Origin of the sequence: Citrobacter sp. Cpo012 (genome assembly GCF_030333015.1) — a bacterium.
Classification (GTDB): Bacteria; Pseudomonadota; Gammaproteobacteria; order Enterobacterales; family Enterobacteriaceae; genus Citrobacter; species Citrobacter portucalensis.
In genome coordinates this window covers 58055-80542 of the sequence record NZ_JAOWGR010000035.1, presented here as the reverse complement: position 1 = coordinate 80542, position 22488 = coordinate 58055, and the positions used below count along the sequence as shown (strand labels likewise).

Annotated in this window: 19 protein-coding genes; 12 read left to right on the top strand and 7 right to left on the bottom strand. The window is 53.5% G+C overall.

Translation table 11 applies throughout. The features are described from left to right. Positions 1 to 317: 317 nt before the first annotated feature. Positions 318 to 3140 (bottom strand): excinuclease ABC subunit UvrA, encoded by a 2823-nt coding sequence (uvrA, locus tag OGX90_RS06520; RefSeq protein WP_061547501.1) that lies wholly within the window; start codon positions 3138 to 3140, stop codon positions 318 to 320. Positions 3141 to 3390: 250 nt separating this feature from the next. On the opposite strand from uvrA, the gene ssb1 reads away from it, so the two are divergent. Next, complete coding sequence (gene ssb1 / locus OGX90_RS06515) at positions 3391 to 3915, top strand: single-stranded DNA-binding protein SSB1 (RefSeq protein WP_003826621.1); 525 nt, start codon at positions 3391 to 3393, stop codon at positions 3913 to 3915. Between the two features lie 66 nt (positions 3916 to 3981). Here the strand turns inward: ssb1 and OGX90_RS06510 are convergent, their stop codons facing one another. Next, complete coding sequence (locus tag OGX90_RS06510) at positions 3982 to 4263, bottom strand: YjcB family protein (protein WP_003826625.1); 282 nt, start codon at positions 4261 to 4263, stop codon at positions 3982 to 3984. Positions 4264 to 4815: 552 nt separating this feature from the next. Here OGX90_RS06510 and pdeC point away from each other — a divergent pair. Next, on the top strand, positions 4816 to 6402 hold the full coding sequence (pdeC, locus tag OGX90_RS06505; RefSeq protein ID WP_048236344.1) for a cyclic di-3',5'-guanosine monophosphate phosphodiesterase PdeC: 1587 nt from the start codon (positions 4816 to 4818) through the stop codon (positions 6400 to 6402). Between the two features lie 2 nt (positions 6403 to 6404). On the opposite strand, the gene soxS is transcribed toward pdeC, so the two are convergent. Next, entirely contained in the window at positions 6405 to 6728 is a 324-nt protein-coding gene (gene soxS / locus OGX90_RS06500; RefSeq protein WP_003031731.1) for a superoxide response transcriptional regulator SoxS, read from the bottom strand. Positions 6729 to 6814: 86 nt separating this feature from the next. On the opposite strand from soxS, the gene soxR reads away from it, so the two are divergent. The 4 genes from soxR (at position 6815) to OGX90_RS06480 (ending at position 12012) form a co-directional block, all read left to right on the top strand. After that, positions 6815 to 7273: a redox-sensitive transcriptional activator SoxR gene (gene soxR, locus OGX90_RS06495; protein ID WP_003826630.1), complete on the top strand. Its 459-nt coding sequence runs from the start codon at positions 6815 to 6817 to the stop codon at positions 7271 to 7273. A 608-nt stretch (positions 7274 to 7881) separates the two neighbouring features. Then, complete coding sequence (gene ghxP, locus OGX90_RS06490) at positions 7882 to 9231, top strand: guanine/hypoxanthine transporter GhxP (protein WP_003826632.1); 1350 nt, start codon at positions 7882 to 7884, stop codon at positions 9229 to 9231. 157 nt (positions 9232 to 9388) lie between these two features. After that, positions 9389 to 11035, top strand: a complete 1647-nt coding sequence (locus OGX90_RS06485) for a Na+/H+ antiporter (RefSeq protein WP_003826634.1) — start codon at positions 9389 to 9391, stop codon at positions 11033 to 11035. 485 nt (positions 11036 to 11520) lie between these two features. Beyond that, a complete protein-coding gene (locus tag OGX90_RS06480; protein ID WP_060683098.1) occupies positions 11521 to 12012 on the top strand; it encodes an REP-associated tyrosine transposase in 492 nt (163 codons plus the stop codon). Between the two features lie 75 nt (positions 12013 to 12087). Here the strand turns inward: OGX90_RS06480 and OGX90_RS06475 are convergent, their stop codons facing one another. After that, positions 12088 to 12978, bottom strand: a complete 891-nt coding sequence (locus OGX90_RS06475) for a LysR family transcriptional regulator (RefSeq protein WP_032942105.1) — start codon at positions 12976 to 12978, stop codon at positions 12088 to 12090. A 101-nt stretch (positions 12979 to 13079) separates the two neighbouring features. On the opposite strand from OGX90_RS06475, the gene OGX90_RS06470 reads away from it, so the two are divergent. Further along, positions 13080 to 13490 carry a CidA/LrgA family protein gene (locus OGX90_RS06470; protein WP_003826638.1) on the top strand — a complete coding sequence of 137 codons (411 nt, stop codon included), beginning with the start codon at positions 13080 to 13082 and terminating at the stop codon, positions 13488 to 13490. Further along, positions 13483 to 14172, top strand: coding sequence for an LrgB family protein (locus OGX90_RS06465; protein WP_003031745.1), 690 nt, complete (start codon positions 13483 to 13485; stop codon positions 14170 to 14172). Before OGX90_RS06470 ends, OGX90_RS06465 begins: the two co-directional genes overlap by 8 nt. 45 nt (positions 14173 to 14217) lie before the next feature. Here the strand turns inward: OGX90_RS06465 and actP are convergent, their stop codons facing one another. The 3 genes from actP to acs all read right to left on the bottom strand — a co-directional run bounded on the left by actP (position 14218) and on the right by acs (position 18379). Continuing rightward, positions 14218 to 15867 (bottom strand): cation/acetate symporter ActP, encoded by a 1650-nt coding sequence (gene actP / locus OGX90_RS06460; RefSeq protein ID WP_008786931.1) that lies wholly within the window; start codon positions 15865 to 15867, stop codon positions 14218 to 14220. Continuing rightward, positions 15864 to 16178 carry a DUF485 domain-containing protein gene (locus OGX90_RS06455; protein ID WP_286623373.1) on the bottom strand — a complete coding sequence of 105 codons (315 nt, stop codon included), beginning with the start codon at positions 16176 to 16178 and terminating at the stop codon, positions 15864 to 15866. The genes actP and OGX90_RS06455 overlap by 4 nt, the downstream gene beginning before the upstream one ends. 242 nt (positions 16179 to 16420) lie before the next feature. Beyond that, on the bottom strand, positions 16421 to 18379 hold the full coding sequence (gene acs / locus OGX90_RS06450; RefSeq protein WP_286623372.1) for an acetate--CoA ligase: 1959 nt from the start codon (positions 18377 to 18379) through the stop codon (positions 16421 to 16423). 434 nt (positions 18380 to 18813) lie between these two features. Here acs and nrfA point away from each other — a divergent pair, with 434 nt between their 5' ends. From nrfA to nrfD, 4 genes are read left to right on the top strand one after another with little or no spacing between them, the layout of a single operon-like run. Next, positions 18814 to 20250: an ammonia-forming nitrite reductase cytochrome c552 subunit gene (nrfA, locus tag OGX90_RS06445; protein WP_003826647.1), complete on the top strand. Its 1437-nt coding sequence runs from the start codon at positions 18814 to 18816 to the stop codon at positions 20248 to 20250. Between the two features lie 44 nt (positions 20251 to 20294). Continuing rightward, positions 20295 to 20861 (top strand): cytochrome c nitrite reductase pentaheme subunit, encoded by a 567-nt coding sequence (gene nrfB, locus OGX90_RS06440; protein WP_003826649.1) that lies wholly within the window; start codon positions 20295 to 20297, stop codon positions 20859 to 20861. Then, on the top strand, positions 20858 to 21529 hold the full coding sequence (gene nrfC / locus OGX90_RS06435; RefSeq protein ID WP_003031761.1) for a cytochrome c nitrite reductase Fe-S protein: 672 nt from the start codon (positions 20858 to 20860) through the stop codon (positions 21527 to 21529). The genes nrfB and nrfC overlap by 4 nt, the downstream gene beginning before the upstream one ends. After that, positions 21526 to 22482: a cytochrome c nitrite reductase subunit NrfD gene (nrfD, locus tag OGX90_RS06430; protein ID WP_008786935.1), complete on the top strand. Its 957-nt coding sequence runs from the start codon at positions 21526 to 21528 to the stop codon at positions 22480 to 22482. Before nrfC ends, nrfD begins: the two co-directional genes overlap by 4 nt. Positions 22483 to 22488 lie beyond the last annotated feature (6 nt).

Sequence of the window (22488 nt, the reverse complement as noted above, 5' to 3'; positions counted from 1 at the left end):
TTCGTAGGCCTGATAAGCGTAGCGCCATCAGGCATAACCGTTGCCGGATGCGGCGCAAGCGCCTTATCCGGCCTACAAGCTTTATACCTGGTCTGTAGTTTCGTAGGCCTGATAAGCGCAGCGCCATCAGGCACAACGGTAGCCGGATGCGGCGCAAGCGCCTTATCCGGCCTACAAGCTTTATGCGTATTCTGTAGTTTCGTAGGTGCTGATAAGCGCAGTGCCATCAGGCGCAACTGTTGCCGGATGCGGCGCAAGCGCCTTATCCGGCCTACAGGCTTTATGCATATTCTGTAGGCCAGACAAGTGTTGCGTAATTACAACAGCGGTTTGAGGAAGCGGGCCGTGTGTGAGGCTTCACACTCAGCGACCGTTTCTGGTGTGCCGGAGACAAGGATTTCGCCGCCGCCGCTGCCGCCTTCCGGACCGAGATCGACAATCCAGTCTGCGGTCTTAATCACGTCCAGATTGTGCTCAATCACCACGATGGTGTTGCCCTGATCCCGGAGTTGATGCAGCACGTCCAACAGTTGCTGAATATCCGCAAAATGCAGACCGGTGGTCGGCTCATCGAGAATATACAGCGTTTGCCCGGTACCGCGTTTGGACAGCTCGCGCGCCAGCTTCACGCGCTGTGCTTCACCGCCCGAGAGCGTGGTAGCGGACTGACCCAGTCGAATGTACGTCAGGCCAACGTCCATCAGCGTTTGCAGCTTACGTGCCAGCGCCGGAACGGCATCGAAGAACTCACGTGCTTCTTCAATCGTCATATCCAGCACTTCGTGGATAGTCTTGCCTTTGTACTTAATTTCTAACGTTTCGCGGTTATAGCGCTTGCCTTTGCACTGATCGCACGGCACGTAGATATCCGGCAGGAAGTGCATTTCGACTTTGATCACGCCGTCGCCCTGACAGGCTTCACAGCGTCCGCCACGGACGTTAAAGCTGAAACGCCCCGGCGTGTAACCGCGTGCTCGTGACTCCGGTACACCGGCAAACAGTTCGCGCACTGGCGTAAACACCCCGGTGTAGGTTGCCGGGTTAGAGCGCGGCGTACGGCCAATCGGGCTTTGGTCAATGTCGATCACTTTGTCGAAATGCTCCAGGCCTTGAACGTCGCGATACGGCGCAGGTTCAGCCAGCGTCGCACCGTTTAGCGCCGTCTGTGCAATCGGGAACAGTGTGTCGTTAATCAGCGTCGATTTACCCGAACCGGAAACACCGGTAATGCAGGTAAATAAACCTACCGGCAGCGTCAGGGTGACATCTTTCAGGTTGTTACCGCGTGCACCGGTGAGCTTCAGCACTTTCTCTGGGTCAGCCGCAACGCGCTGTTTAGGCACTTCAATCTTGCGTTTACCGCTCATGTACTGGCCGGTCAGCGACTCAGGCACTGCCATGATGTCGTCGAGCGTCCCTTCGGCGACGACCTGACCGCCGTGAACACCCGCGCCCGGGCCGATATCGATAACGTGGTCAGCGGCGCGAATTGCATCTTCATCGTGCTCGACCACAATGACGGTATTTCCCAGATTACGCAGGTGGATAAGCGTACCCAGCAGACGCTCGTTATCGCGTTGATGCAAACCGATAGACGGTTCATCCAGTACGTACATTACACCGACCAGACCCGCACCGATCTGGCTTGCCAGGCGAATACGCTGGGCCTCACCGCCGGAGAGTGTTTCCGCCGACCGCGATAGCGTCAGGTAGTTGAGGCCGACGTTGACCAGGAACTTCAGACGATCGCCAATCTCTTTAAGAATTTTCTCGGCAATCTTCGCCCGCTGACCCGCAAGCTTCAGATTGTTGAAGAAATCCATTGCATGACCGATGCTCATGTCAGAAATCGCAGGTAGCGGCGTATTTTCAACAAATACGTGACGGGCTTCCCGGCGTAAACGCGTCCCTTCACAGCTAGCGCAAGGACGGTTACTGATGAACTTGGCTAATTCTTCACGTACCGCGCTGGATTCCGTTTCTTTATAGCGGCGCTCCATATTGTGCAATACGCCTTCGAACGGATGGCGACGTACGGACGTATCACCGCGATCGTTCATGTATTTAAATTCGATATTCTCTTTACCGGAACCGTACAGTACGACTTTATGCACGGTAGGGTTCAGGCTGGCCCACGGGGCTTCAACGTCGAATTTATAGTGTTCCGCCAGAGACTTAAGCATCTGGAAGTAATAGAAGTTACGGCGATCCCAACCGCGGATAGCACCACCGGCCAGCGACAGCTCCGGGTTTTGGATCACCCGATCAGGATCGAAATATTGCTGCACGCCGAGACCGTCACAGGTTGGACACGCGCCCGCCGGGTTGTTAAACGAGAACAGCCGCGGTTCCAGTTCGCGCATGCTATAGCCGCAGATAGGGCAGGCGAAGTTGGCGGAGAACAGCAGCTCCTCCGCTTTCGGATCGTCCATATCGGCAACGACCGCCGTACCGCCGGACAGTTCCAGTGCGGTTTCAAAGGATTCCGCCAGTCGTTGGGTGAGGTCGTCACGGACTTTAAAGCGGTCAATCACCACTTCAATGGTGTGTTTCTTTTGCAGCTCAAGCTTGGGCGGATCGGAAAGATCACAGACTTCACCGTCGATACGGGCGCGGATATAGCCCTGGCCTGCCAGGTTTTCCAGCGTTTTGGTGTGCTCGCCTTTACGCTCTTTGATCACCGGCGCCAGCAGCATCAGCCGCTTACCTTCCGGCTGCGACAGGACGTTATCCACCATCTGGCTTACGGTCTGCGCTGCCAGGGGAACGTCGTGATCCGGACAGCGCGGCTCGCCAACGCGGGCAAACAGCAGACGCAGATAGTCGTGAATTTCGGTAATTGTACCTACCGTGGATCGCGGGTTATGGGACGTCGATTTTTGTTCAATTGAGATGGCAGGAGAGAGCCCCTCAATGTGGTCGACGTCCGGTTTTTCCATCAGCGACAGAAATTGACGCGCGTACGCGGAAAGGGATTCAACGTAACGACGCTGCCCTTCGGCATATAAGGTGTCGAAAGCGAGCGAAGATTTGCCTGAGCCCGAAAGCCCGGTGACGACAATCAGCTTGTCGCGCGGGATGACGAGGTTGATGTTTTTGAGATTATGGGTGCGGGCGCCCCGAACTTCGATCTTATCCATTCATCTTTCCCGGATTAAACGCTTTTTTGCCTGGCTGCATGGTGCTACCGGCGATCACAAACGGTTAATTATGACACAACCTGACCTGAATGGATATACAGTATTGGAATGCAAAACGCAGACGTCTGTGCAACAATGTCTGGCTGGAGTTGTTTACTGGAATCAACTTCGCAACGTAGTAAAAGCGCTATTGGAAATGCTACAATCCCGCGCTTACACTTATTCAGTAACGTTTTCAGGAGACACGATCATGGCCAGCAGAGGCGTAAACAAGGTGATTCTCGTCGGTAATCTGGGCCAGGACCCGGAAGTACGCTATATGCCGAATGGTGGCGCAGTTGCCAACATTACGCTGGCTACTTCCGAATCCTGGCGTGATAAAGCGACTGGTGAAATGAAAGAGCAGACTGAATGGCACCGTGTTGTGCTGTTTGGCAAACTGGCGGAAGTGGCCAGCGAATATCTGCGTAAAGGTTCTCAGGTCTATATCGAAGGTCAGCTGCGTACCCGCAAATGGACCGATCAGTCCGGTGTAGAAAAGTACACCACAGAAGTTGTGGTTAACGTTGGCGGCACCATGCAAATGCTGGGTGGTCGTCAGGGTGGTGGTGCTCCGGCAGGTGGCGGTCAGCAGCAGGGCGGTTGGGGTCAACCTCAGCAGCCGCAGGGTGGCAACCAGTTCAGCGGCGGCGCACAGTCTCGCCCGCAACAGTCAGCGCCGGCAGCGCCGTCTAACGAGCCGCCGATGGATTTCGACGACGATATTCCGTTCTAATCCCACTGCGTTACGCTGAAAATAATGGCTACCTCAAGACTGGGGTAGCCATATGCAATTTTGTTATCAGTTCAACACCATCGGCCAATCTGGCGGTGTGTGGCTCATCACGTCAACCATTACGGTTTCAATGTTCTTCCAGATAGCGGACATATCCACCAGGGTTATGCCGAGCAATCCAGTCGCAAACCAGCAGGCAAAAACCAGCCCTAAACCGCTGCTAATGACGGCCAGGCCAATATAATCTGATTTACGAAAACGGATATTGAGCGTACTGGCTAAAAACATCAGCACCGCGCTGAGTAGTTGCCACCGCAGAAGAACCACGCCAGTTGTTATTGTCGCCATGAAAAACGTCCTCAGAAAGTCTGGATGCCCAGGACAGCGCGGGGGTGTTCACCGAGGGTGTGATACTCTGGCTATCGACGGGCAATAACATGAATGAAACATTGTTTCTGTTACATGATTTTTGTGAACTATATCACATCTGGTCGTTTGTTCACCAGTATTGGCCGTTATTTTTGTAGGCTTATAACCACTTCAAGTGTGTGGTTTTGTTTAATGAAGAGTTGATAATAAATAACCATGTTTTAAACATGCATTTAGTCTGCTTGTTATATTTATCCTAAATTAAACGTTAAAAAAAATTAATGAATTTCTTAAATGCAGCCAGGATAATGCTCATAAAAAATTACTCCGTGGGGATAATAACGTTATGAAATAAGCATAACTTTAAGTTTGCCTTACGGAAAAATAATATCATCATCAACTATTATCAGACTTTTACATAGAGAAGTCTGTTGCTAATACTGATAGATTCATGCAACTTAATCAGTCGGTGTTTATAGCATCCTGCCTTGATGGGTTCTGGCATATACGAAACAGGGAAATAGGGCTGACATGAATCACAGTGCGCGACGCAAGATGCTGAAGTTCCTGGGAACATTCATGGTGGTATTGTTCCCCGTGGTGCTGGCGATATGGTTTGCGCACATCCGGGCGATGACCGAAACCCATAGCCAACTCCGCTCTTTTGCTCAACTGGTGTTAAATAAAACAGAATTGGTGATCCTACAAGCTGATTTGGCGCGTGATATGGCCCAGTTGTATCAGGGTAAGATGTGTACCCCGGCACATCAGAAAAGTATGCTAAATATTATTCGCGGTCGTTTATATATCAGTGAGCTAATTTATGCGCAGGGCGATCACTTTTTGTGCTCTACGTCGATGGCGCCGCCTGTTACTTATATTATGCCGACAGCCGATTATAAACGTACGCCGGATATCGCCATCTATTACTACCGCGATACCCCTTTTTTCGCTGGCTACAGAATGACGTACATGCAACGCGGGAACTACGTCGCAGTCATCAATCCATTGTCCTACAGCGAAGTCATGTCAGATGATCCGGATCTCTCCTGGGGCGTGTATGACACAGTAACAGATACGTTTTTCTCTGCTAGTGAAGCGGCAAATATTGCGCAATTCGCGCCGCTCATACGCGGTGAAGCCTCGACCTTTCAACAAGACGATCGCTTCTACACCATCGTGCATTCAGAAAAACGTCCAATTGCGATTATTGTGTCGACCTCAGACAACCGCGTAAGTCAGATTTTCTATCACGAGGCGGCATTAACCATTCCCTTCGGGATTATCTGCAGCATCCTGATATTGCTAATGTGGTGGCGCACGCGTCAGGAATACTTATCCCCTCGGCGTTTGCTAAAACGCGCGATCAAAAAACGTCAGCTTTGCCTGCATTACCAGCCGATTATTGATATCAAGAACGGTCAATGTGTTGGCGCTGAAGCTCTGCTGCGCTGGCCGGGCTGTAAAGGTGAGGTGATGAGCCCGACGGAGTTTATTCCACTGGCTGAAAAAGAGGGAATGATTGAGCGGATCACGGATTATGTCGTTGAAGAGGTGTTCAACGATTTGGGGTATTTTCTTTCGGCGCATCCTCAGCTTTCTATATCGATTAACCTTTCCGCTTCTGACTTTCATTCATCCCGATTGATTGCTCTGATTAACGACAAAAATCGTGAGTACTCCGTGGCGGCCCAGCAAATTAAAGTCGAAGTGACCGAGCGTGGGTTCATAGATGTACATAAAATGACCCCCGTAATCCAGGCGTTCCGCAAAGCGGGTTATGAAGTGGCATTTGATGATTTTGGCACGGGATATTCCAATCTGCATAATTTGTCAGCGCTGAATGTCGATATCCTGAAGATCGACAAATCGTTTATTAGCACGTTGTCCACTAACAGCACCAGTCACTTGATTGCCGAACATATTATTGAGATGGCACAAAGCTTACACCTGAAGACGATTGCGGAAGGGGTGGAAACGAAGGAGCAAATCGAATGGCTGCTTGAACGCGGCGTACAGTATTGTCAGGGCTGGTATTTTGCGAAGGCGCTGCCGCCGCAGGAGTTCATGCACTGGATACAACGGTCGCCCGCCATACTGACGCAGAGCGGGCAATAATCTTACAGACGATGGCGGTAGTCGCTGGGAGTACGATCAAATTCGCGGCGAAACACACGCGAGAAGGTTTGTTGCGACACATAACCAAGATCCATCGCGATATCAAAAATAGGTCGCTCAGTTGTCCGCAGTTCAACGGCGGCCAGCAAAAGTCGACGCTGGCGGATGTAGTCACCCAAGGTCTGGCGCGTCACCGTGCGGAACATTCTTTGTAAATACCACTTCGAGTAACCTGATTTTTTCGCCACCGCCTCAATGTTCAGCGGTTGATCGATATGTTCATCAATCCATTCAATAAGGGTCTGAATAATCTGCTGATGGGACATAGGGCTGCCTCTTTCTCAGTATTCGATTCGTCGTTTTGTCTGTGGGCGAGTATAATTCCTCAAGTTAACTTGAGGTAAAGCGATTTATGGAAAAGAAATTACCCCGGATAAAAGCGCTGCTCACACCAGGTGAAGTCGCCAAACGTAGCGGCGTGGCGGTATCGACCCTGCATTTCTATGAAAGCAAAGGGTTAATCAGTAGCATGCGCAACAGCGGCAATCAGCGGCGATACAAACGTGATGTGTTGCGTTACGTCGCGATAATCAAGATTGCTCAACGCATCGGGATCCCGCTGGCCACGATCGGTGACGCGTTAGGTGTATTACCTGAGGGGCATTCGCTTAGTGCCAAAGAGTGGAAGCAGCTCTCTTCGCAATGGCGTGAAGAACTGGACCGACGCATCCATACTTTGGTGGCGCTACGCGATGAGCTGGATGGGTGTATTGGTTGCGGATGCTTGTCACGTAGCGATTGCCCGTTGCGTAACCCTGGCGATCAGCTTGGCGAGCAGGGGACCGGAGCGCGCCTGCTGGAAGATGATTAATTGGTTTAAAATATGTGACGGGTATGAAGGATATAAAACTAAAGCGCCACAGAGGGCGCTTTAGTTTGGTTCCGGTCTTTGTCTTTCACTCTATCCCGCTGGTTCACGGGAGGGTTTCCCCCGACATCAACACCCCTCAGTCGAGCACATTAGGGGAGGTTCCGGCCTGTGTTGATAATGTAAGTGTAAGCCACCTCCCTCCATTTGCCAGTGAAATGGTGATTTTTTAGCCAAAAAATTTTACGCATCTTCACCTGTTTTCTTGCGCGAGTTGCGCGAAATAAACACGCCGATGATGTAATCACTCCGCGAAATTTGTTGCCAAATTGCGCATTGACGATAACGTTTGCGCATCGACTGGTTATTTCTTGCGCGTTATAAGAAGAAATGAGTAAAAAGCGGCAAAGTTCAGTTGAAAACCAGCGTATGATCGCTGGATAATCGTTTGCTTTTTTTTACCACCCGTTTTTTATGCGCGGAGCTAAACGTTTGCTTTTTTGCGACACCCCTATTGACGCAAACCTGGCACATGGAGAAAACGTTTAGCAGGCAGTGGATTGTCCAGCACGCATAATGACGAAAAAATAAACTCTCAGGGGATGTTTTCTATGTCTACGCCTTCAGCGCGTACCGGCGGTTCACTCGACGCCTGGTTTAAAATTTCGCTCCGCGGCAGTACCGTTCGTCAGGAAGTCGTTGCCGGATTAACGACCTTCCTGGCCATGGTCTACTCCGTTATCGTGGTTCCGGGGATGCTGGGTAAAGCCGGGTTCCCACCTGCTGCTGTATTTGTGGCGACCTGTCTGGTCGCGGGCGTCGGTTCTATTGTGATGGGCCTGTGGGCAAACCTGCCGCTGGCAATTGGTTGCGCCATTTCTCTGACCGCATTTACCGCATTCAGCCTGGTGCTGGGCCAACATATTAGCGTGCCCGTTGCGCTGGGTGCGGTGTTCCTGATGGGGGTCCTGTTTACCATCATTTCCGCGACCGGTATCCGTAGCTGGATCCTGCGCAATCTGCCGCAGGGCGTTGCGCATGGTACGGGGATTGGTATCGGCCTGTTCCTGCTGCTGATTGCGGCAAACGGTGTCGGTCTGGTAATTAAGAACCCGCTGGACGGCCTGCCGGTTGCGCTGGGTGACTTCGATACCTTCCCGGTCATTATGTCGTTAATTGGTCTGGCGGTGATTATTGGCCTCGAAAAACTGAAAGTACCGGGTGGCATTCTGCTGACCATTATCGGTATTTCAGTGGTTGGTCTGATTTTCGACCCGGCAGTGCATTTCTCCGGCATTTTTGCCATGCCGTCTCTGAGTGATGAAAACGGCAACTCGCTGATCGGCAGCCTGGATATCATGGGGGCACTGAACCCGATTGTCCTGCCGAGCGTGCTGGCGCTGGTCATGACCGCTGTCTTCGATGCAACTGGAACCATCCGCGCGGTAGCCGGACAGGCGAATCTGCTGGATAAAGACGGACAGATTATCGACGGTGGCAAAGCGCTGACCACTGACTCCCTGAGCAGCGTGTTCTCTGGTCTGGTGGGTGCAGCTCCGGCGGCGGTTTACATTGAATCCGCAGCGGGTACGGCGGCAGGCGGTAAAACTGGCCTGACAGCGATCACCGTTGGCGTACTGTTCCTGCTGATCCTGTTCCTCTCTCCGCTCTCTTATCTTGTACCTGTGTACGCAACGGCACCTGCGCTGATGTATGTGGGTCTGTTGATGCTGAGCAATGTTGCGAAAATCGATTTCGCTGACTTTGTCGACGCAATGGCAGGACTGGTTACGGCCGTATTTATCGTGCTGACCTGTAACATCGTTACCGGCATCATGATTGGCTTTGCGACCCTGGTAATTGGCCGCATCGTTTCTGGTGAATGGCGCAAATTGAACATCGGCACCGTGGTGATCGCCATCGCGCTGGTGGCCTTCTACGCCGGCGGTTGGGCTATCTGATTCTGATTTCCTGAAGATCCTAAAAACGGGTGGCTTTGGCCGCCCGTTTTCATTTTCAGAACACACTCGTTGTCTTTTGCGTTACTCTCAATTAGATAGAATTGAGGCACGACGCCTCTCATTAGCAATCATAAGAAACATCGCAAACAGGGAACGCATGGAAATCTTTTTCACCATACTCATCATGACCCTTGTGGTCTCGCTGTCGGGGGTATTTACTCGCGTATTGCCCTTCCAACTTCCTTTACCCCTTATGCAGATCGCCATCGGCGCCTTGCTGGCGTGGCCGACGTTTGGTTTGCATGTGGAATTCGATCCTGAGCTGTTCCTGGTTCTGTTCATCCCGCCGCTGCTCTTTGCCGATGGCTGGAAGACGCCAACGCGTGAGTTTCTCGAGCACGGGCGAGAGATTTTCGGCCTGGCACTGGCGCTGGTGCTGGTCACGGTGGTCGGCATTGGATTTATGATTTACTGGCTGGTGCCGGGGATCCCTCTCATCCCAGCCTTTGCGCTGGCTGCTGTGCTATCGCCAACCGATGCCGTCGCACTTTCCGGCATTGTGGGAGAGGGACGTATACCGAAGAAAATCATGGGTATCCTGCAGGGCGAAGCGTTGATGAACGACGCCTCCGGTCTGGTCTCTCTGAAGTTTGCCGTCGCCGTGGCGATGGGCACAATGGTATTCACCGTTGGTGGCGCAACGCTTGAGTTCTTCAAAGTGGCGATTGGCGGCATCCTGGCTGGTTTTGTCGTCAGTTGGCTGTACGGCCGCTCCCTGCGCTTCCTCAGCCGCTGGGGCGGTGACGAGCCGGCAACGCAAATCGTCCTGCTGTTCCTGCTGCCGTTTGCGTCTTACCTGATTGCGGAACATATCGGCGTTTCCGGTATCCTCGCAGCGGTCGCTGCCGGGATGACGATCACCCGTTCCGGGGTGATGCGCCGCGCGCCGCTGGCGATGCGTTTACGTGCTAACAGTACCTGGGCGATGCTGGAGTTTGTGTTTAACGGCATGGTCTTCTTGCTGTTAGGGCTACAGTTACCGGGAATTCTGGAGTCTTCTTTGGCGGCGGCCGAGGCCGATCCGAATGTTGAAATCTGGATGCTGTTTACCGATGTCGTGCTGATTTACGTGGCGCTAATGCTGGTGCGTTTTGGCTGGCTGTGGACCATGAAAAAGTTCAGTCTGCGCTTCCTGAAGAAAAAACCGATGGAGTTTGGATCCTGGACGACGCGTGAAATCATGATCGCCTCTTTTGCCGGTGTACGCGGGGCCATTACCCTCGCCGGTGTGCTCTCCATTCCACTGTTGTTACCGGACGGTAGCGGCTTCCCGGCGCGATATGAGCTGATCTTCCTTGCCGCAGGCGTGATCCTGTTCTCGCTGTTTGTTGGCGTGGTGATGCTGCCGATTCTGCTACAACATCTGGAAGTGGCAGACCACTCGCAGCAGCAGAAAGAGGAACGTATTGCCCGCGCCGCCACGGCAGAAGTGGCGATTGTCGCGATCCAGAAAATGGAGGAGCGACTGGCCGCGGACACCGAAGAGAACATCGATAACCAGTTGCTCACCGAGGTGAGTTCACGCGTGATTGGTAACCTGCGCCGACGCGCCGACGGGCGCAACGATGTGGAAAGCTCGATGCAGGAAGAAAACCTCGAGCGACGTTTCCGCCTGGCAGCGCTGCGTTCAGAACGCGCAGAGCTTTATCACCTGCGCGCCACGCGTGAAATCAGCAATGAAACGCTGCAAAAACTACTGCACGACCTGGATTTGCTGGAAGCGCTGTTGATTGAGAATCAGTAAACGATAGCGCCTGATGCGCTACGCTTATCAGGCCTACAAGACCGGCAACAGCGATGTAGGCCAGATAAGGCGCTAGCCGCATCCGGCGAAGGGTGTGCCTGATGCGCTACGCTTATCAGGCCTACAAAACCGGCAACAGCGATGTAGGCCGGATAAGGCGCTAGCCGCATCCGGCGAAGGGTGTGCCTGATGCGCTACGCTTATCAGGCCTACAAGACCGGCAACAGCGATGTAGGCCAGATAAGGCGCTAGCCGCATCCGGCGAAGGGGTGCCTGATGCGCTACGCTTATCAGGCCTACAAGACCGGCAATAGCGATGCAGGCCGGATAAGGCGCTAGCCGCATCCGGCGAAAGGTGGGCCAAATGGCGCGCAACTGGCTGCAAGAAATTATTCATCGTGTAATTTGCGAGCGACATTCCTGAACGAATCCATCCCTCTTGTCGATTCCCTCTTTTCTCCATACGGTTGAGGAAAGGGGGAAACATGTCCAACTATCGACGAAATTACATCAATGGGGGAACCTGGTTTTTTACGGTAAATCTGCAGGACCGTCGAAGCCACCTTCTGACAGACAACATTCACGCGCTTCGGTGTGCAATCGCTGCGGTCAAAAAGGTTAGGCCTTTTCGCATCAATGCGTGGGTCGTTTTACCCGAGCATATGCATTGTATATGGACGTTACCTGGCAATGATGCGGATTATTCCTCTCGCTGGCGGGAAATTAAGAAGCATTTCACCCACTCATTGTCTTCCCGACATATCTGGCAATCTCGCTTTTGGGAGCACACCATCCGTGATGAACATGATTATCGCCAGCATGTTGATTATATTTACATTAACCCTGTGAAGCACGCCTGGGTAAAACAGGTACAGGATTGGCCTTTTTCAACATTTCATCGTGATGTGAGGCACGGTTTGTACCCGCAAGATTGGGCAGGTGAAATCATGGATTTTAATGCGGGTGAACGTGCCTGATGCGCTACGCTTATCAGGCCTACAACACCGGCATACCGATGTAGGCCGGATAAGGCGTTAGCCGCATCCGGCATTTTACGACGCTTGCGGTAGCCAAAACCCTTCACAGCATTTGAGCCACGCCTGGGCGCTGTGCGACAGATAAACGCCTTCGCGCCAAATCATGCCCAACTGCCAGCGTAAGTCGCTCTCCAGAGGGATCCAGCGCAACGTTTGCTTATCCAGCCGCTGGCAAATCGGCTCCGGTAAAATGGCAATCCCGACTCCGGCTTGTACCATTGCCGCCAGAAAATCCCACTGCCCGCTGCGCACCGCGATGCGGGGCTTGACGTTGTGTTGGCTAAACAGCTCAAGCAATTGGCGGCTCAACGCGAAATCTTCGTTGTAGATAAGCAGCGGATGTTCCGCCAGCGCCTCGGGGGAAATGGATTCGCACGTTGTCCACTGGCCGGAGCGAGGAACCAACACACAGAGTGGATGGCTAAAAAGCGGTAAGGTTGCCAGACCGCTCTCTTCTTCAACCGGCAGCGCGGTCATCGCGACATCCAGGTCACCGTTCATTACCGCCTGCTGAACGGTTAAGCCGCCAAATTCAGAGACCTTCAGCTCTACGCCGGGATAGCGCTGGCGAAACAGGCCGATCGGCCCGGCCATCAACATCCCCACCATGGGCGGAATACCGAGGCGCAGCACGCCCTTGTTGAGGTGATTAATGTCACTGAGTTCCGCTTCAAGCTGGCGAAACTCGGCAAGGATTGCCAGGCCGCGTTCGAAAACGACCTGCCCGGTATCGGTTAACAGCAGTCGCCGACCGTCGCGGATTAACAGCGTGCAGTTAAGCTCGTCTTCAAGGTTCTTCAACATCTTACTGATGGTGGGCTGGGTGACAAAAAGCTTCTCCGCTGCGCGGGTAAAGCTCTGCTGACGAACCACCTCAACAAAATATCGCAGCGTTCTGATATCCATGATTATTCCTTAAGACTATGCCTGCAATGAGTTTAATTCATTTCAGTCCTGGACGGGGGCTCTCTATACTGGCGCTCTCTATTTTTTAAGGACATACCCTCATGGCTGTGGCGATAAGCCGCGTGACGCCTGCCGTTATTCATCGACTCCAGATTCCTGTTCAGGTTCTGTTGTACGCAGGTCTTTTTGTATTTGCTCAATATCTTGTCTCCTGGCTGCATCTGCCGCTTCCTGCCAACCTGGTCGGGATGGTGCTGATGCTGGCGTTAATTGTCTGTCGAGTTATCCCGCTGAACTGGATTCGCGCAGGTGCTCGCTGGTTACTGGCTGAAATGCTGCTGTTTTTTGTCCCGGCGGTGGTCGCCGTTGTGAACTACACGCAGCTGTTGCTGGTTGATGGCTGGCGTATATTTGCCGTGATTGCGATCAGTACGCTGATGGTGCTCGGCGCAACGGCGTGGGTGGTGGATAAAGTGTATCGCTATGAAATGCGCAGGCTAAACCGTGAGTAATTTCCAGTTAAGCGTGTTGTGTCTGGTGATTACGCTGGGTATCTACTTTGCCAATAAGCGCCTGTATCGCCGTTTTCGTAAATTACCCCTGATGCCATTAGTTCTCACCCCGGCCCTGCTGGTGCTGATGCTGGTTTTCGGCCATATCTCCTGGCAAAACTATATTGGTGAATCGCACTGGTTGCTGTGGCTGTTAGGCCCGGCGACCATCGCGTTTGCCGTTCCGGTGTATGACAACCTTGCCGTGATTAAGCGTCACTGGATGTCGCTGACGGCGGGCGTGGTAACGGCAACGCTGGTGGCCGTCACCAGTTCCGTATGGCTGGCGCGCCTGTTTATGTTGCCTGATGAGATCCAACGCAGTCTGGCGGTGCGCTCCGTCACCACACCGTTTGCGCTGGCGGCGGCAGAACCGTTGGGCGGGCAGCCGGACCTGGTGGCATTGTTCGTGGTGGTGACCGGCGTATTTGGTATGGCGGTCGGCGATGTGCTGTTTTTACGGCTTTCCATTCGTGAAGGGATGGCGAAAGGCGCAGGATTTGGCGCAGCATCGCACGGCGCAGGCACGGCACGCTCTTATGAACTCGGTCAGCAGGAAGGGGTCGTTGCCAGCCTGGTGATGATGCTTTCCGGCGTGGTAATGGTGCTGGTGGCACCGCTGGTGGCGAGGCTGATGTTCTGAGAAAGGATGTAATCCTCCGGCCCGAAAGCCGGAGGAAAAGGGAAGTTAGTGCGCGCGACCTTGTTCTACGCCGTACCCGGTCTGGGAACGAATGAACTGAGCACGGAACTGCTCGCGTTCGCGGTTGCCTTCTTCTGAGTTGTCGGTGGCAGAGAAGAACCAGATCCCGAGGAATGCTACGCTGATGGAGAACAACGCCGGATACTCATACGGGAAAATGGCTTTTTCGTGACCCAGGATCTGTACCCAAATTGTTGGACCAAGAATCATCAGCACGACTGCCGTCAGCAGGCCTAACCAGCCACCCAACATTGCGCCACGCGTGGTCAGTTTCGACCAGTACATAGAGAGCAGAATGATGGGGAAGTTACAGCTCGCCGCGATGGCGAACGCCAGGCCGACCATGAAGGCGATGTTCTGGTTTTCGAACAGCACGCCGAGCACGATGGCAATCACGCCCAGCACCAGCACGGTGATTTTCGAAACCCGCAGCTCTTCACGTTCGGTGGCGCCTTTGCGGAACACGTTGGCGTACAGATCGTGAGAAACCGCCGATGCGCCCGCCAGCGTCAGGCCGGCAACCACCGCCAGAATGGTGGCAAACGCCACTGCCGAGATGAAGCCGAGGAACAGGTTACCGCCTACCGCATTCGCCAGGTGAACCGCCGCCATGTTATTACCGCCAATCAGCGCGCCCGCAGCATCTTTGTACGCCGGATTTGCACCAACCAGCATGATTGCGCCAAAGCCGATGATAAAGGTCAGGATGTAGAAATAACCCATAAAACCGGTGGCGTAGAACACACTCTTACGTGCTTCACGGGCATCGCTAACCGTGAAGAAGCGCATCAGGATGTGCGGCAAGCCTGCCGTACCAAACATCAGGCCGAGACCTAACGACAGTGCGGAGATTGGGTCTTTTACCAACCCGCCCGGGCTCATAATGGCTGAACCTTTCGGGTGTACCGCCATCGCTTCGGTGAACAGATTATTGAAGCTAAAGCCGACGTGTTTCATCACCATAAAGGCCATGAAGCTGGCACCGAACAGCAACAGTACGGCTTTGATGATCTGTACCCAGGTGGTCGCCAACATGCCGCCAAACAAAACGTACATCATCATCAGCACGCCAACCAGTACGACAGCGATGTGATAGTTCAGACCAAACAGCAGCTCAATCAGCTTACCTGCACCAACCATCTGGGCGATCAGATACAGCGCAACCACCACCAGGGAACCACAGGCGGACAGAATACGGATTGGCCCTTGCTTCAGACGATAAGACGCAACGTCTGCAAAGGTGTAACGACCCAGGTTACGCAAACGCTCAGCAATCAGGAACAGAATAATTGGCCAGCCGACCAGGAAGCCGAGTGAATAGATCAGCCCGTCATAACCGGAGGTAAAGACCAGCGCGGAAATCCCGAGGAAAGATGCCGCCGACATATAGTCGCCCGCAATCGCCAGCCCGTTCTGGAAACCGGTGATGTTACCGCCAGCGGTGTAGTAGTCATTACGCGAACGTACGCGCTTTGACGCCCAGTAGGTAATGCCGAGCGTAAAGATGACGAAAATCAGGAACATAATAATCGCCTGCCAGTTGGTTGGCTGGCGTTGGACTGCACCGCTAATAGCATCCGCCGCGTTTGCGGCGAAGGGCAGCGTGGCGGCAAGCGCCGTCAGGACTCTCTTCATGATGCTTTAACCTCGTGCAAAACCGCATTGTTCAGGCGATCGAATTCACCGTTTGCCCGCCAGATGTAGATCCCGGTCAGGATGAAAGAGATAAGGATCACACCGACCCCAATCGGAATACCGCGGGTGACGCTGGTTCCCGCGTGTAGCGGAGTACCCAGCCAGCCCGGCGCAAAGGCAATCAATAAAATAAAGCTGATATAAACTGCCAGCATGATGATGGACAGAATGATGGCAAACCGTTGCCGTTTTTCTACTAACTCCCTGAAACGCGCACTGTCTTCTATCCGCTGATAAATTTGGTCATTCATCACAGAGCTCTCCAGAGGTCCCCCTGCGTCTTTCGTGCTACAAGTTCGTTGGCCGCACTTGCCCACCCCAGTCACATAGTGAACTATGCTCTTGGGGATGTGCTCGCTTGCCGCCTTCCTGTAACACGAAATCCTTTGGGGGAGGTTTTTTATATTTCCCTCCCGGTGAAGAGAGGGTAGGGTCAGATTTGTAGGCCGGATAAGACGCTTTCGCGTCGCCATCCGGCATTTTCAGGACTTTGTTATGATGGCATCGCGATGGCCTGCTTCTCTTCGAGCAGTTTCTCCACGACGCCAGGATCGGCGAGGGTCGAGGTATCGCCCAGATTGCTGGTATCGCCCGCCGCAATTTTGCGCAGGATGCGGCGCATGATTTTGCCGGAGCGGGTTTTCGGCAGTGAGTCGGTCCAGTGCAGCACGTCTGGCGTTGCCAGCGGGCCAATTTCTTTACGCACCCAGTTGCGAACCTCGGCGTACAACTCAGGTGACGGCTCTTCACCGTGATTCAGCGTGACGTAGGCGTAGATCGCCTGGCCTTTAATATTATGCGGAATTCCCACCACCGCGGCTTCGGCAATCTTCGGATGCGACACCAGCGCCGATTCGATTTCAGCCGTTCCCAGACGGTGGCCAGAGACGTTCAGCACATCGTCCACACGTCCGGTGATCCAGTAATAGCCATCTTCGTCACGGCGCGCGCCGTCGCCGCTGAAGTACATATTCTTGAAGGTAGAGAAGTAGGTTTGCTCAAAGCGTTCGTGATCGCCAAACAGCGTTCTCGCCTGGCCTGGCCACGAGTCGGTAATCACCAGGTTACCTTCCGTCGCGCCTTCCAGTGGATTACCTTCGTTATCGACAATCGCAGGCTGTACGCCAAAGAATGGACGGGTTGCAGAACCGGCTTTCAGCTCGGTAGCGCCCGGCAGTGGGGTGATCATGAATCCCCCGGTTTCGGTCTGCCACCAGGTATCGACGACCGGGCATTTTTCGTTGCCGATCTTCTTCCAGTACCACTCCCACGCTTCCGGGTTGATCGGCTCGCCAACGGAACCCAGGATACGCAGCGACGAACGGTCAGTACCTTCAATCGCTTTGTCGCCTTCTGCCATCAGTGCGCGAATGGCGGTCGGTGCGGTATACAGAATATTGACCTTGTGCTTGTCCACAACCTGCGACATACGCGCAGGCGTTGGCCAGTTTGGTACGCCTTCGAACATCAGCGTGGTTGCACCGCAGGCCAGCGGGCCGTACAGCAGGTAGCTGTGTCCGGTTACCCAACCCACGTCAGCGGTGCACCAATAGATATCGCCCTGATGGTAATCAAACACGTACTTAAAGGTGGTTGCAGCGTAGACCAGATACCCGCCGGTGGTGTGCAGCACGCCTTTCGGCTTGCCGGTTGAACCGGAGGTATACAGGATAAACAGCGGATCTTCCGCGTTCATCTCTTCCGGTTGGTGTTCTGAGCTGGCTTTCTCGATAAGATCGGACCACCACAGGTCACGGCCTTCCTGCCACTCCGTTTTGCCACCGGTACGTTTGAGGACGACCACATGTTCAACGGTTTTCACGTTTGGGTTTTTCAGCGCATCATCCACGTTCTTTTTCAGTGGGATAGCGCGCCCGGCGCGTACGCCTTCGTCGGCGGTGATCACCAGGCGTGAATTGGAGTCGATAATACGTCCGGCGACGGCTTCCGGTGAGAAACCACCGAAGATGACAGAATGCACGGCCCCTATGCGGGCACAGGCCAGCATGGCAACCGCAGCCTCTGGCACCATCGGCATATAAATGGCCACTACGTCACCTTTTTTAATGCCTAAATCCAGTAGCGTATTGGCGAAACGGCAGACATCGCGATGCAACTCGCGATAGGTAATGTTTTTGCTTTGGGTAGCGTCATCGCCTTCCCAGATGATGGCGGTACGATCGCCATTTGCCTGCAGGTGACGGTCAAGGCAGTTTGCGGCCAGGTTCAGGGTGCCGTCTTCGTACCATTTAATAGACACGTTGCCTGGTGCGAAGGAGGTGTTCTTCACCTGGCTGTACGGCTTGATCCAATCAAGAATCTTTCCTTGCTCGCCCCAAAATGTGTCGGGTTCGTTAACGGATTGCTGGTATTTCTCTGCGTACTGCTCCGGATTTATCAGGCAACGATCCGCAATGTTTGCGGGAATAGCGTGTTTATGTATTTGGCTCATGGCTTTTGTTCTCCTTGTAGGATGTTAATAATATGTCTCATAAACGTTAAATGTAGGGGCTTTGAGAGTTTTGTTTAGTATTTGCGCGGCAGATCACGCAATAAACGAATTGTGCAAATTAGCGACAAACTGAATTTTGAAGGGAACTAGCAAAAATTGATTAAATCTCGCGATAACATGCAGTTATCTAAAGGATTGTTGAAAAGGTGATCTGTCTCTGAATTAGACAAAAGAGTGAGAGATTAGAGGGGTGTTATAACTCTAAAGTGGTATTTTACATACACTTACAATTGATTAAAAACAACATTTTCAGTGTGGTTTCTTGTTACAAATAGGGTGGAGCAATGTCATGACAGTATTCGTGTGGTTGCTGTTGTGGAAAACAATAAAAGAACCGCCATTGCAGATAATGGCGTCATCTGGATGAGACCCCTATGGCAAGGATAAAATCACGCGTACGCCGTTTCTTCAGCCTGTTATTACCTTTATTATTTATTTCTGCTGTTCACGCTGAACAAACTTCTGTACCTGCAAAAACCGTCACCGTTGAAGCGAAGAATGAAACCTTCGCACCTCAGCATCCCGATCAATATCTCTCCTGGAAAGCCACGTCTGAGCAATCAGCCCGTGAAGATGCACTGGCAGAAGATCCGCGTCTGGTGATCCTGTGGGCGGGATACCCATTCTCGCGCGATTACAACAAACCGCGGGGACACGCGTATGCCGTGACCGATGTCCGTGAAACCTTACGTACCGGCGCACCAAAAACGGCAGAAGATGGTCCGTTGCCGATGGCCTGCTGGAGCTGTAAAAGCCCGGACGTAGCGCGTCTTATCCAGAAAGACGGTGAAGATGGCTACTTCCACGGTAAATGGGCGCGCGGCGGTCCGGAAATTGTTAACAACCTCGGTTGTGCGGATTGCCATAATACCGCGTCACCAGACTTCGCCAAAGGCAAGCCAGAACTGACCCTGTCGCGTCCTTATGCAGAACGCGCGATGGAAGCCATCGGTAAACCGTTTGAGAAAGCCGGTCGCTTTGACCAGCAATCCATGGTCTGCGGCCAGTGCCACGTGGAATACTACTTCGACGGTAAAAACAAAGCCGTTAAGTTCCCGTGGGACGACGGCATGAAAGTCGAGAACATGGAGAAATACTACGACAACATTGCTTTCTCTGACTGGACCAACTCCCTGTCTAAAACGCCGATGCTGAAAGCGCAGCACCCGGAGTATGAAACCTGGAGCGCGGGCATTCACGGCAAGAACAACGTGACCTGTATCGACTGTCACATGCCGAAAGTGCAAAACGCAGAAGGCAAGATCTATACCGACCATAAGATTGGTAACCCGTTCGACAACTTCCCTCAGACCTGCGCGAACTGCCACACCCAGGACAAAGCGTCCCTGCAAAAAGTGGTCGCCGAGCGTAAACAGGCTATTCATGACCTGAAAATCAAAGTTGAAGATCAGCTGGTTCGTGCGCACTTCGAAGCGAAAGCCGCATGGGATGCGGGCGCGACTGAAGCGGAAATGAAGCCGATTCTGGAAGATATCCGTCACGCACAATGGCGCTGGGACCTGTCTATCGCCTCACACGGTATTCATATGCACGCCCCGGAAGAAGGTCTGCGGATGCTGGGTAGCGCAATGGATAAAGCCGCCGACGCGCGTACCAAACTGGTCCGTTTGCTGGCGACCAAAGGCATCACGCATGAAATTCCGTTGCCGGATATCTCGACCAAAGAGAAAGCCCAGGCGGCGATTGGTCTCAACATGCAGCAAATCAATGCTGAGAAGCAGGACTTCATCAAAACGGTGATTCCGCAGTGGGAAGATCAGGCGCGTAAAAACGGTCTGTTAAGCCAATAACCCCATTTCGCCCCGCAAGGGGCGGATAACTCAACGGAGTGAATATGAGCGTATTACGTTCGTTATTAACTGCTGGGGTGCTGGCGTCAGGCTTGTTATGGAGCCTGAGTGGAATCACTGCCACGCCAACGCCGCAGGAGTCGGATCAACGCTGGACGGTTACCCAACAGCGTAATCCGGATGCTGCCTGTCTGGACTGTCACAAGCCGGATACCGAAGGCATGCATGGTAAGCATGCGGAAGTCATCAACCCGAATAACAAACTGCCGGTCACCTGCACTAACTGTCACGGCCAGCCATCACCGAACCACCGTGAAGGGGTGAAAGATGTGATGCGCTTTAATGAGCCGATGTACAACGTGGAGCAGCAGAACAGCGTCTGTATGTCCTGTCACCTGCCTGAGCAGCTGCAAAAAGCGTTCTGGCCGCACGATGTCCATGTAACCAAAGTGGCGTGTGCCAGCTGTCACTCACTGCATCCGAAGCAAGACACGATGCAAACGCTGAGCGATAAAGGACGGATCAAGATTTGCGTCGATTGCCACAGCGATCAGCGTAACAATCCGAACTTTAACCCGGCGTCGATTCCGTTGCTTAAGGAGCATCCATGAGTTGCTCTCGTCGCCAGTTTATCACCGGCGTCGGCGCGCTGGTGGCAGTGAGCGGGACGGCGGGGCGCGTTGTGGCGAAGACGCTGAACATCAACGGCGTGCGTTACGGTATGGTACATGATGAGTCATTATGCATCGGCTGTACGGCCTGTATGGATGCTTGTCGCGAAGTCAACAACGTGCCGGAAGGCGTATCGCGTCTGACGATTATTCGCAGTGAGCCGCAAGGAACGTTTCCTGATGTGAAGTATCGCTTCTTCCGTCACTCGTGCCAGCACTGCGACCACGCTCCCTGCGTTGACGTCTGCCCGACGGGGGCATCGTATCGTGATGCCGCCAGCGGCATTGTGGATGTGAACCCGGACCTTTGCGTTGGCTGCCAGTACTGCATTGCCGCGTGTCCTTATCGCGTGCGCTTTATCCATCCGGTGAGCAAAACGGCGGATAAATGCGATTTCTGCCGGAAAACCAACCTGAAAGCGGGCAAACAGCCCGCCTGCGTTGAGTCATGTCCGACGAAGGCGCTGACGTTTGGTAATCTGGACGATCCCAACAGCGATATCTCCCGTTTGTTGCAGCAGAAAACGACCTACCGTTACAAGCTGGCGTTGGGTACAAAACCGAAGGTCTACCGCGTTCCCTTTAAATTTGGGGAGGTGAGCCAATGACATCCGCTTCTGCATTTCATTTTGAATCACTGGTGTGGGACTGGCCCATTGCCATCTATCTGTTCCTGATAGGTATCTCTGCCGGACTGGTCACGCTGGCGATTCTGCTGCGTCGCTTCCATCCGGAGGCGGGCGGTTCGGACAGCACGCTGCTGCGCACTACGCTGGTGTTAGGGCCGGGGGCGATTATCCTCGGTCTGTTGATTCTGGTGTTCCACCTGACGCGTCCATGGACCTTCTGGAAACTGATGTTCCACTACAGCTTCACTTCGGTGATGTCGATGGGGGTCATGCTGTTCCAGTTGTACATGGTGGTGTTAGTGCTGTGGCTGGCAAAAATCTTTGAAAAAGAGGTGATTGCTCTGCAACAGCGCTGGCTGCCGCGGTTAGGTATCGTGCAGAAAGTATTGACGTTGATAGGGCCGTTCCATCGTGTGCTTGAGACGTTAATGCTGGTGCTGGCGGTCCTACTCGGGGCGTACACCGGCTTTCTGCTGTCGGCGCTGAAATCTTACCCGTTCCTGAATAACCCGATCCTGCCGGTGCTGTTCCTGTTCTCTGGGATCTCCTCCGGCGCCGCGGTGGCGCTGATCGCCATGGCGTTACGCCATCGTAGCAACCCGCACAGTACCGAAGCGCACTTTGTGCATCGTATGGAAGTCCCGGTGGTATGGCTGGAGATCTTCCTGCTGGCGGCGTTCTTCGTCGGTCTGGCGCTGGGTGATGACGGCAAAATGCGCGCGCTGGAGGCGGCACTGGGCGGTGGATTCTGGACCTGGTGGTTCTGGCTTGGCGTGGCTGGGCTTGGGCTGATACTGCCGATGCTGCTAAAACCCTGGGCCAACCGCAGTTCGACGTTTCATGGCGTGCTGGCAGTCTGCGGCGCCAGCCTGACCGGCGTACTGCTGCTGCGTTTTTTTATACTCTATGCGGGTCAGCTAACCGTTGCGTAAGGTGAT

Bases quoted from the DNA above. Each gene is read 5' to 3' on its own strand.
- uvrA (WP_061547501.1), bottom strand. From the start codon at position 3,140: ATGGATAAGATCGAAGTTCGGGGCGCCCGCACCCATAATCTCAAAAAC.
- ssb1 (WP_003826621.1), top strand. From the start codon at position 3,391: ATGGCCAGCAGAGGCGTAAACAAGGTGATTCTCGTCGGTAATCTGGGC.
- OGX90_RS06510 (WP_003826625.1), bottom strand. From the start codon at position 4,263: ATGGCGACAATAACAACTGGCGTGGTTCTTCTGCGGTGGCAACTACTC.
- pdeC (WP_048236344.1), top strand. From the start codon at position 4,816: ATGAATCACAGTGCGCGACGCAAGATGCTGAAGTTCCTGGGAACATTC.
- soxS (WP_003031731.1), bottom strand. From the start codon at position 6,728: ATGTCCCATCAGCAGATTATTCAGACCCTTATTGAATGGATTGATGAA.
- soxR (WP_003826630.1), top strand. From the start codon at position 6,815: ATGGAAAAGAAATTACCCCGGATAAAAGCGCTGCTCACACCAGGTGAA.
- ghxP (WP_003826632.1), top strand. From the start codon at position 7,882: ATGTCTACGCCTTCAGCGCGTACCGGCGGTTCACTCGACGCCTGGTTT.
- OGX90_RS06485 (WP_003826634.1), top strand. From the start codon at position 9,389: ATGGAAATCTTTTTCACCATACTCATCATGACCCTTGTGGTCTCGCTG.
- OGX90_RS06480 (WP_060683098.1), top strand. From the start codon at position 11,521: ATGTCCAACTATCGACGAAATTACATCAATGGGGGAACCTGGTTTTTT.
- OGX90_RS06475 (WP_032942105.1), bottom strand. From the start codon at position 12,978: ATGGATATCAGAACGCTGCGATATTTTGTTGAGGTGGTTCGTCAGCAG.
- OGX90_RS06470 (WP_003826638.1), top strand. From the start codon at position 13,080: ATGGCTGTGGCGATAAGCCGCGTGACGCCTGCCGTTATTCATCGACTC.
- actP (WP_008786931.1), bottom strand. From the start codon at position 15,867: ATGAAGAGAGTCCTGACGGCGCTTGCCGCCACGCTGCCCTTCGCCGCA.
- OGX90_RS06455 (WP_286623373.1), bottom strand. From the start codon at position 16,178: ATGAATGACCAAATTTATCAGCGGATAGAAGACAGTGCGCGTTTCAGG.
- acs (WP_286623372.1), bottom strand. From the start codon at position 18,379: ATGAGCCAAATACATAAACACGCTATTCCCGCAAACATTGCGGATCGT.
- nrfA (WP_003826647.1), top strand. From the start codon at position 18,814: ATGGCAAGGATAAAATCACGCGTACGCCGTTTCTTCAGCCTGTTATTA.
- nrfB (WP_003826649.1), top strand. From the start codon at position 20,295: ATGAGCGTATTACGTTCGTTATTAACTGCTGGGGTGCTGGCGTCAGGC.
- nrfC (WP_003031761.1), top strand. From the start codon at position 20,858: ATGAGTTGCTCTCGTCGCCAGTTTATCACCGGCGTCGGCGCGCTGGTG.
- nrfD (WP_008786935.1), top strand. From the start codon at position 21,526: ATGACATCCGCTTCTGCATTTCATTTTGAATCACTGGTGTGGGACTGG.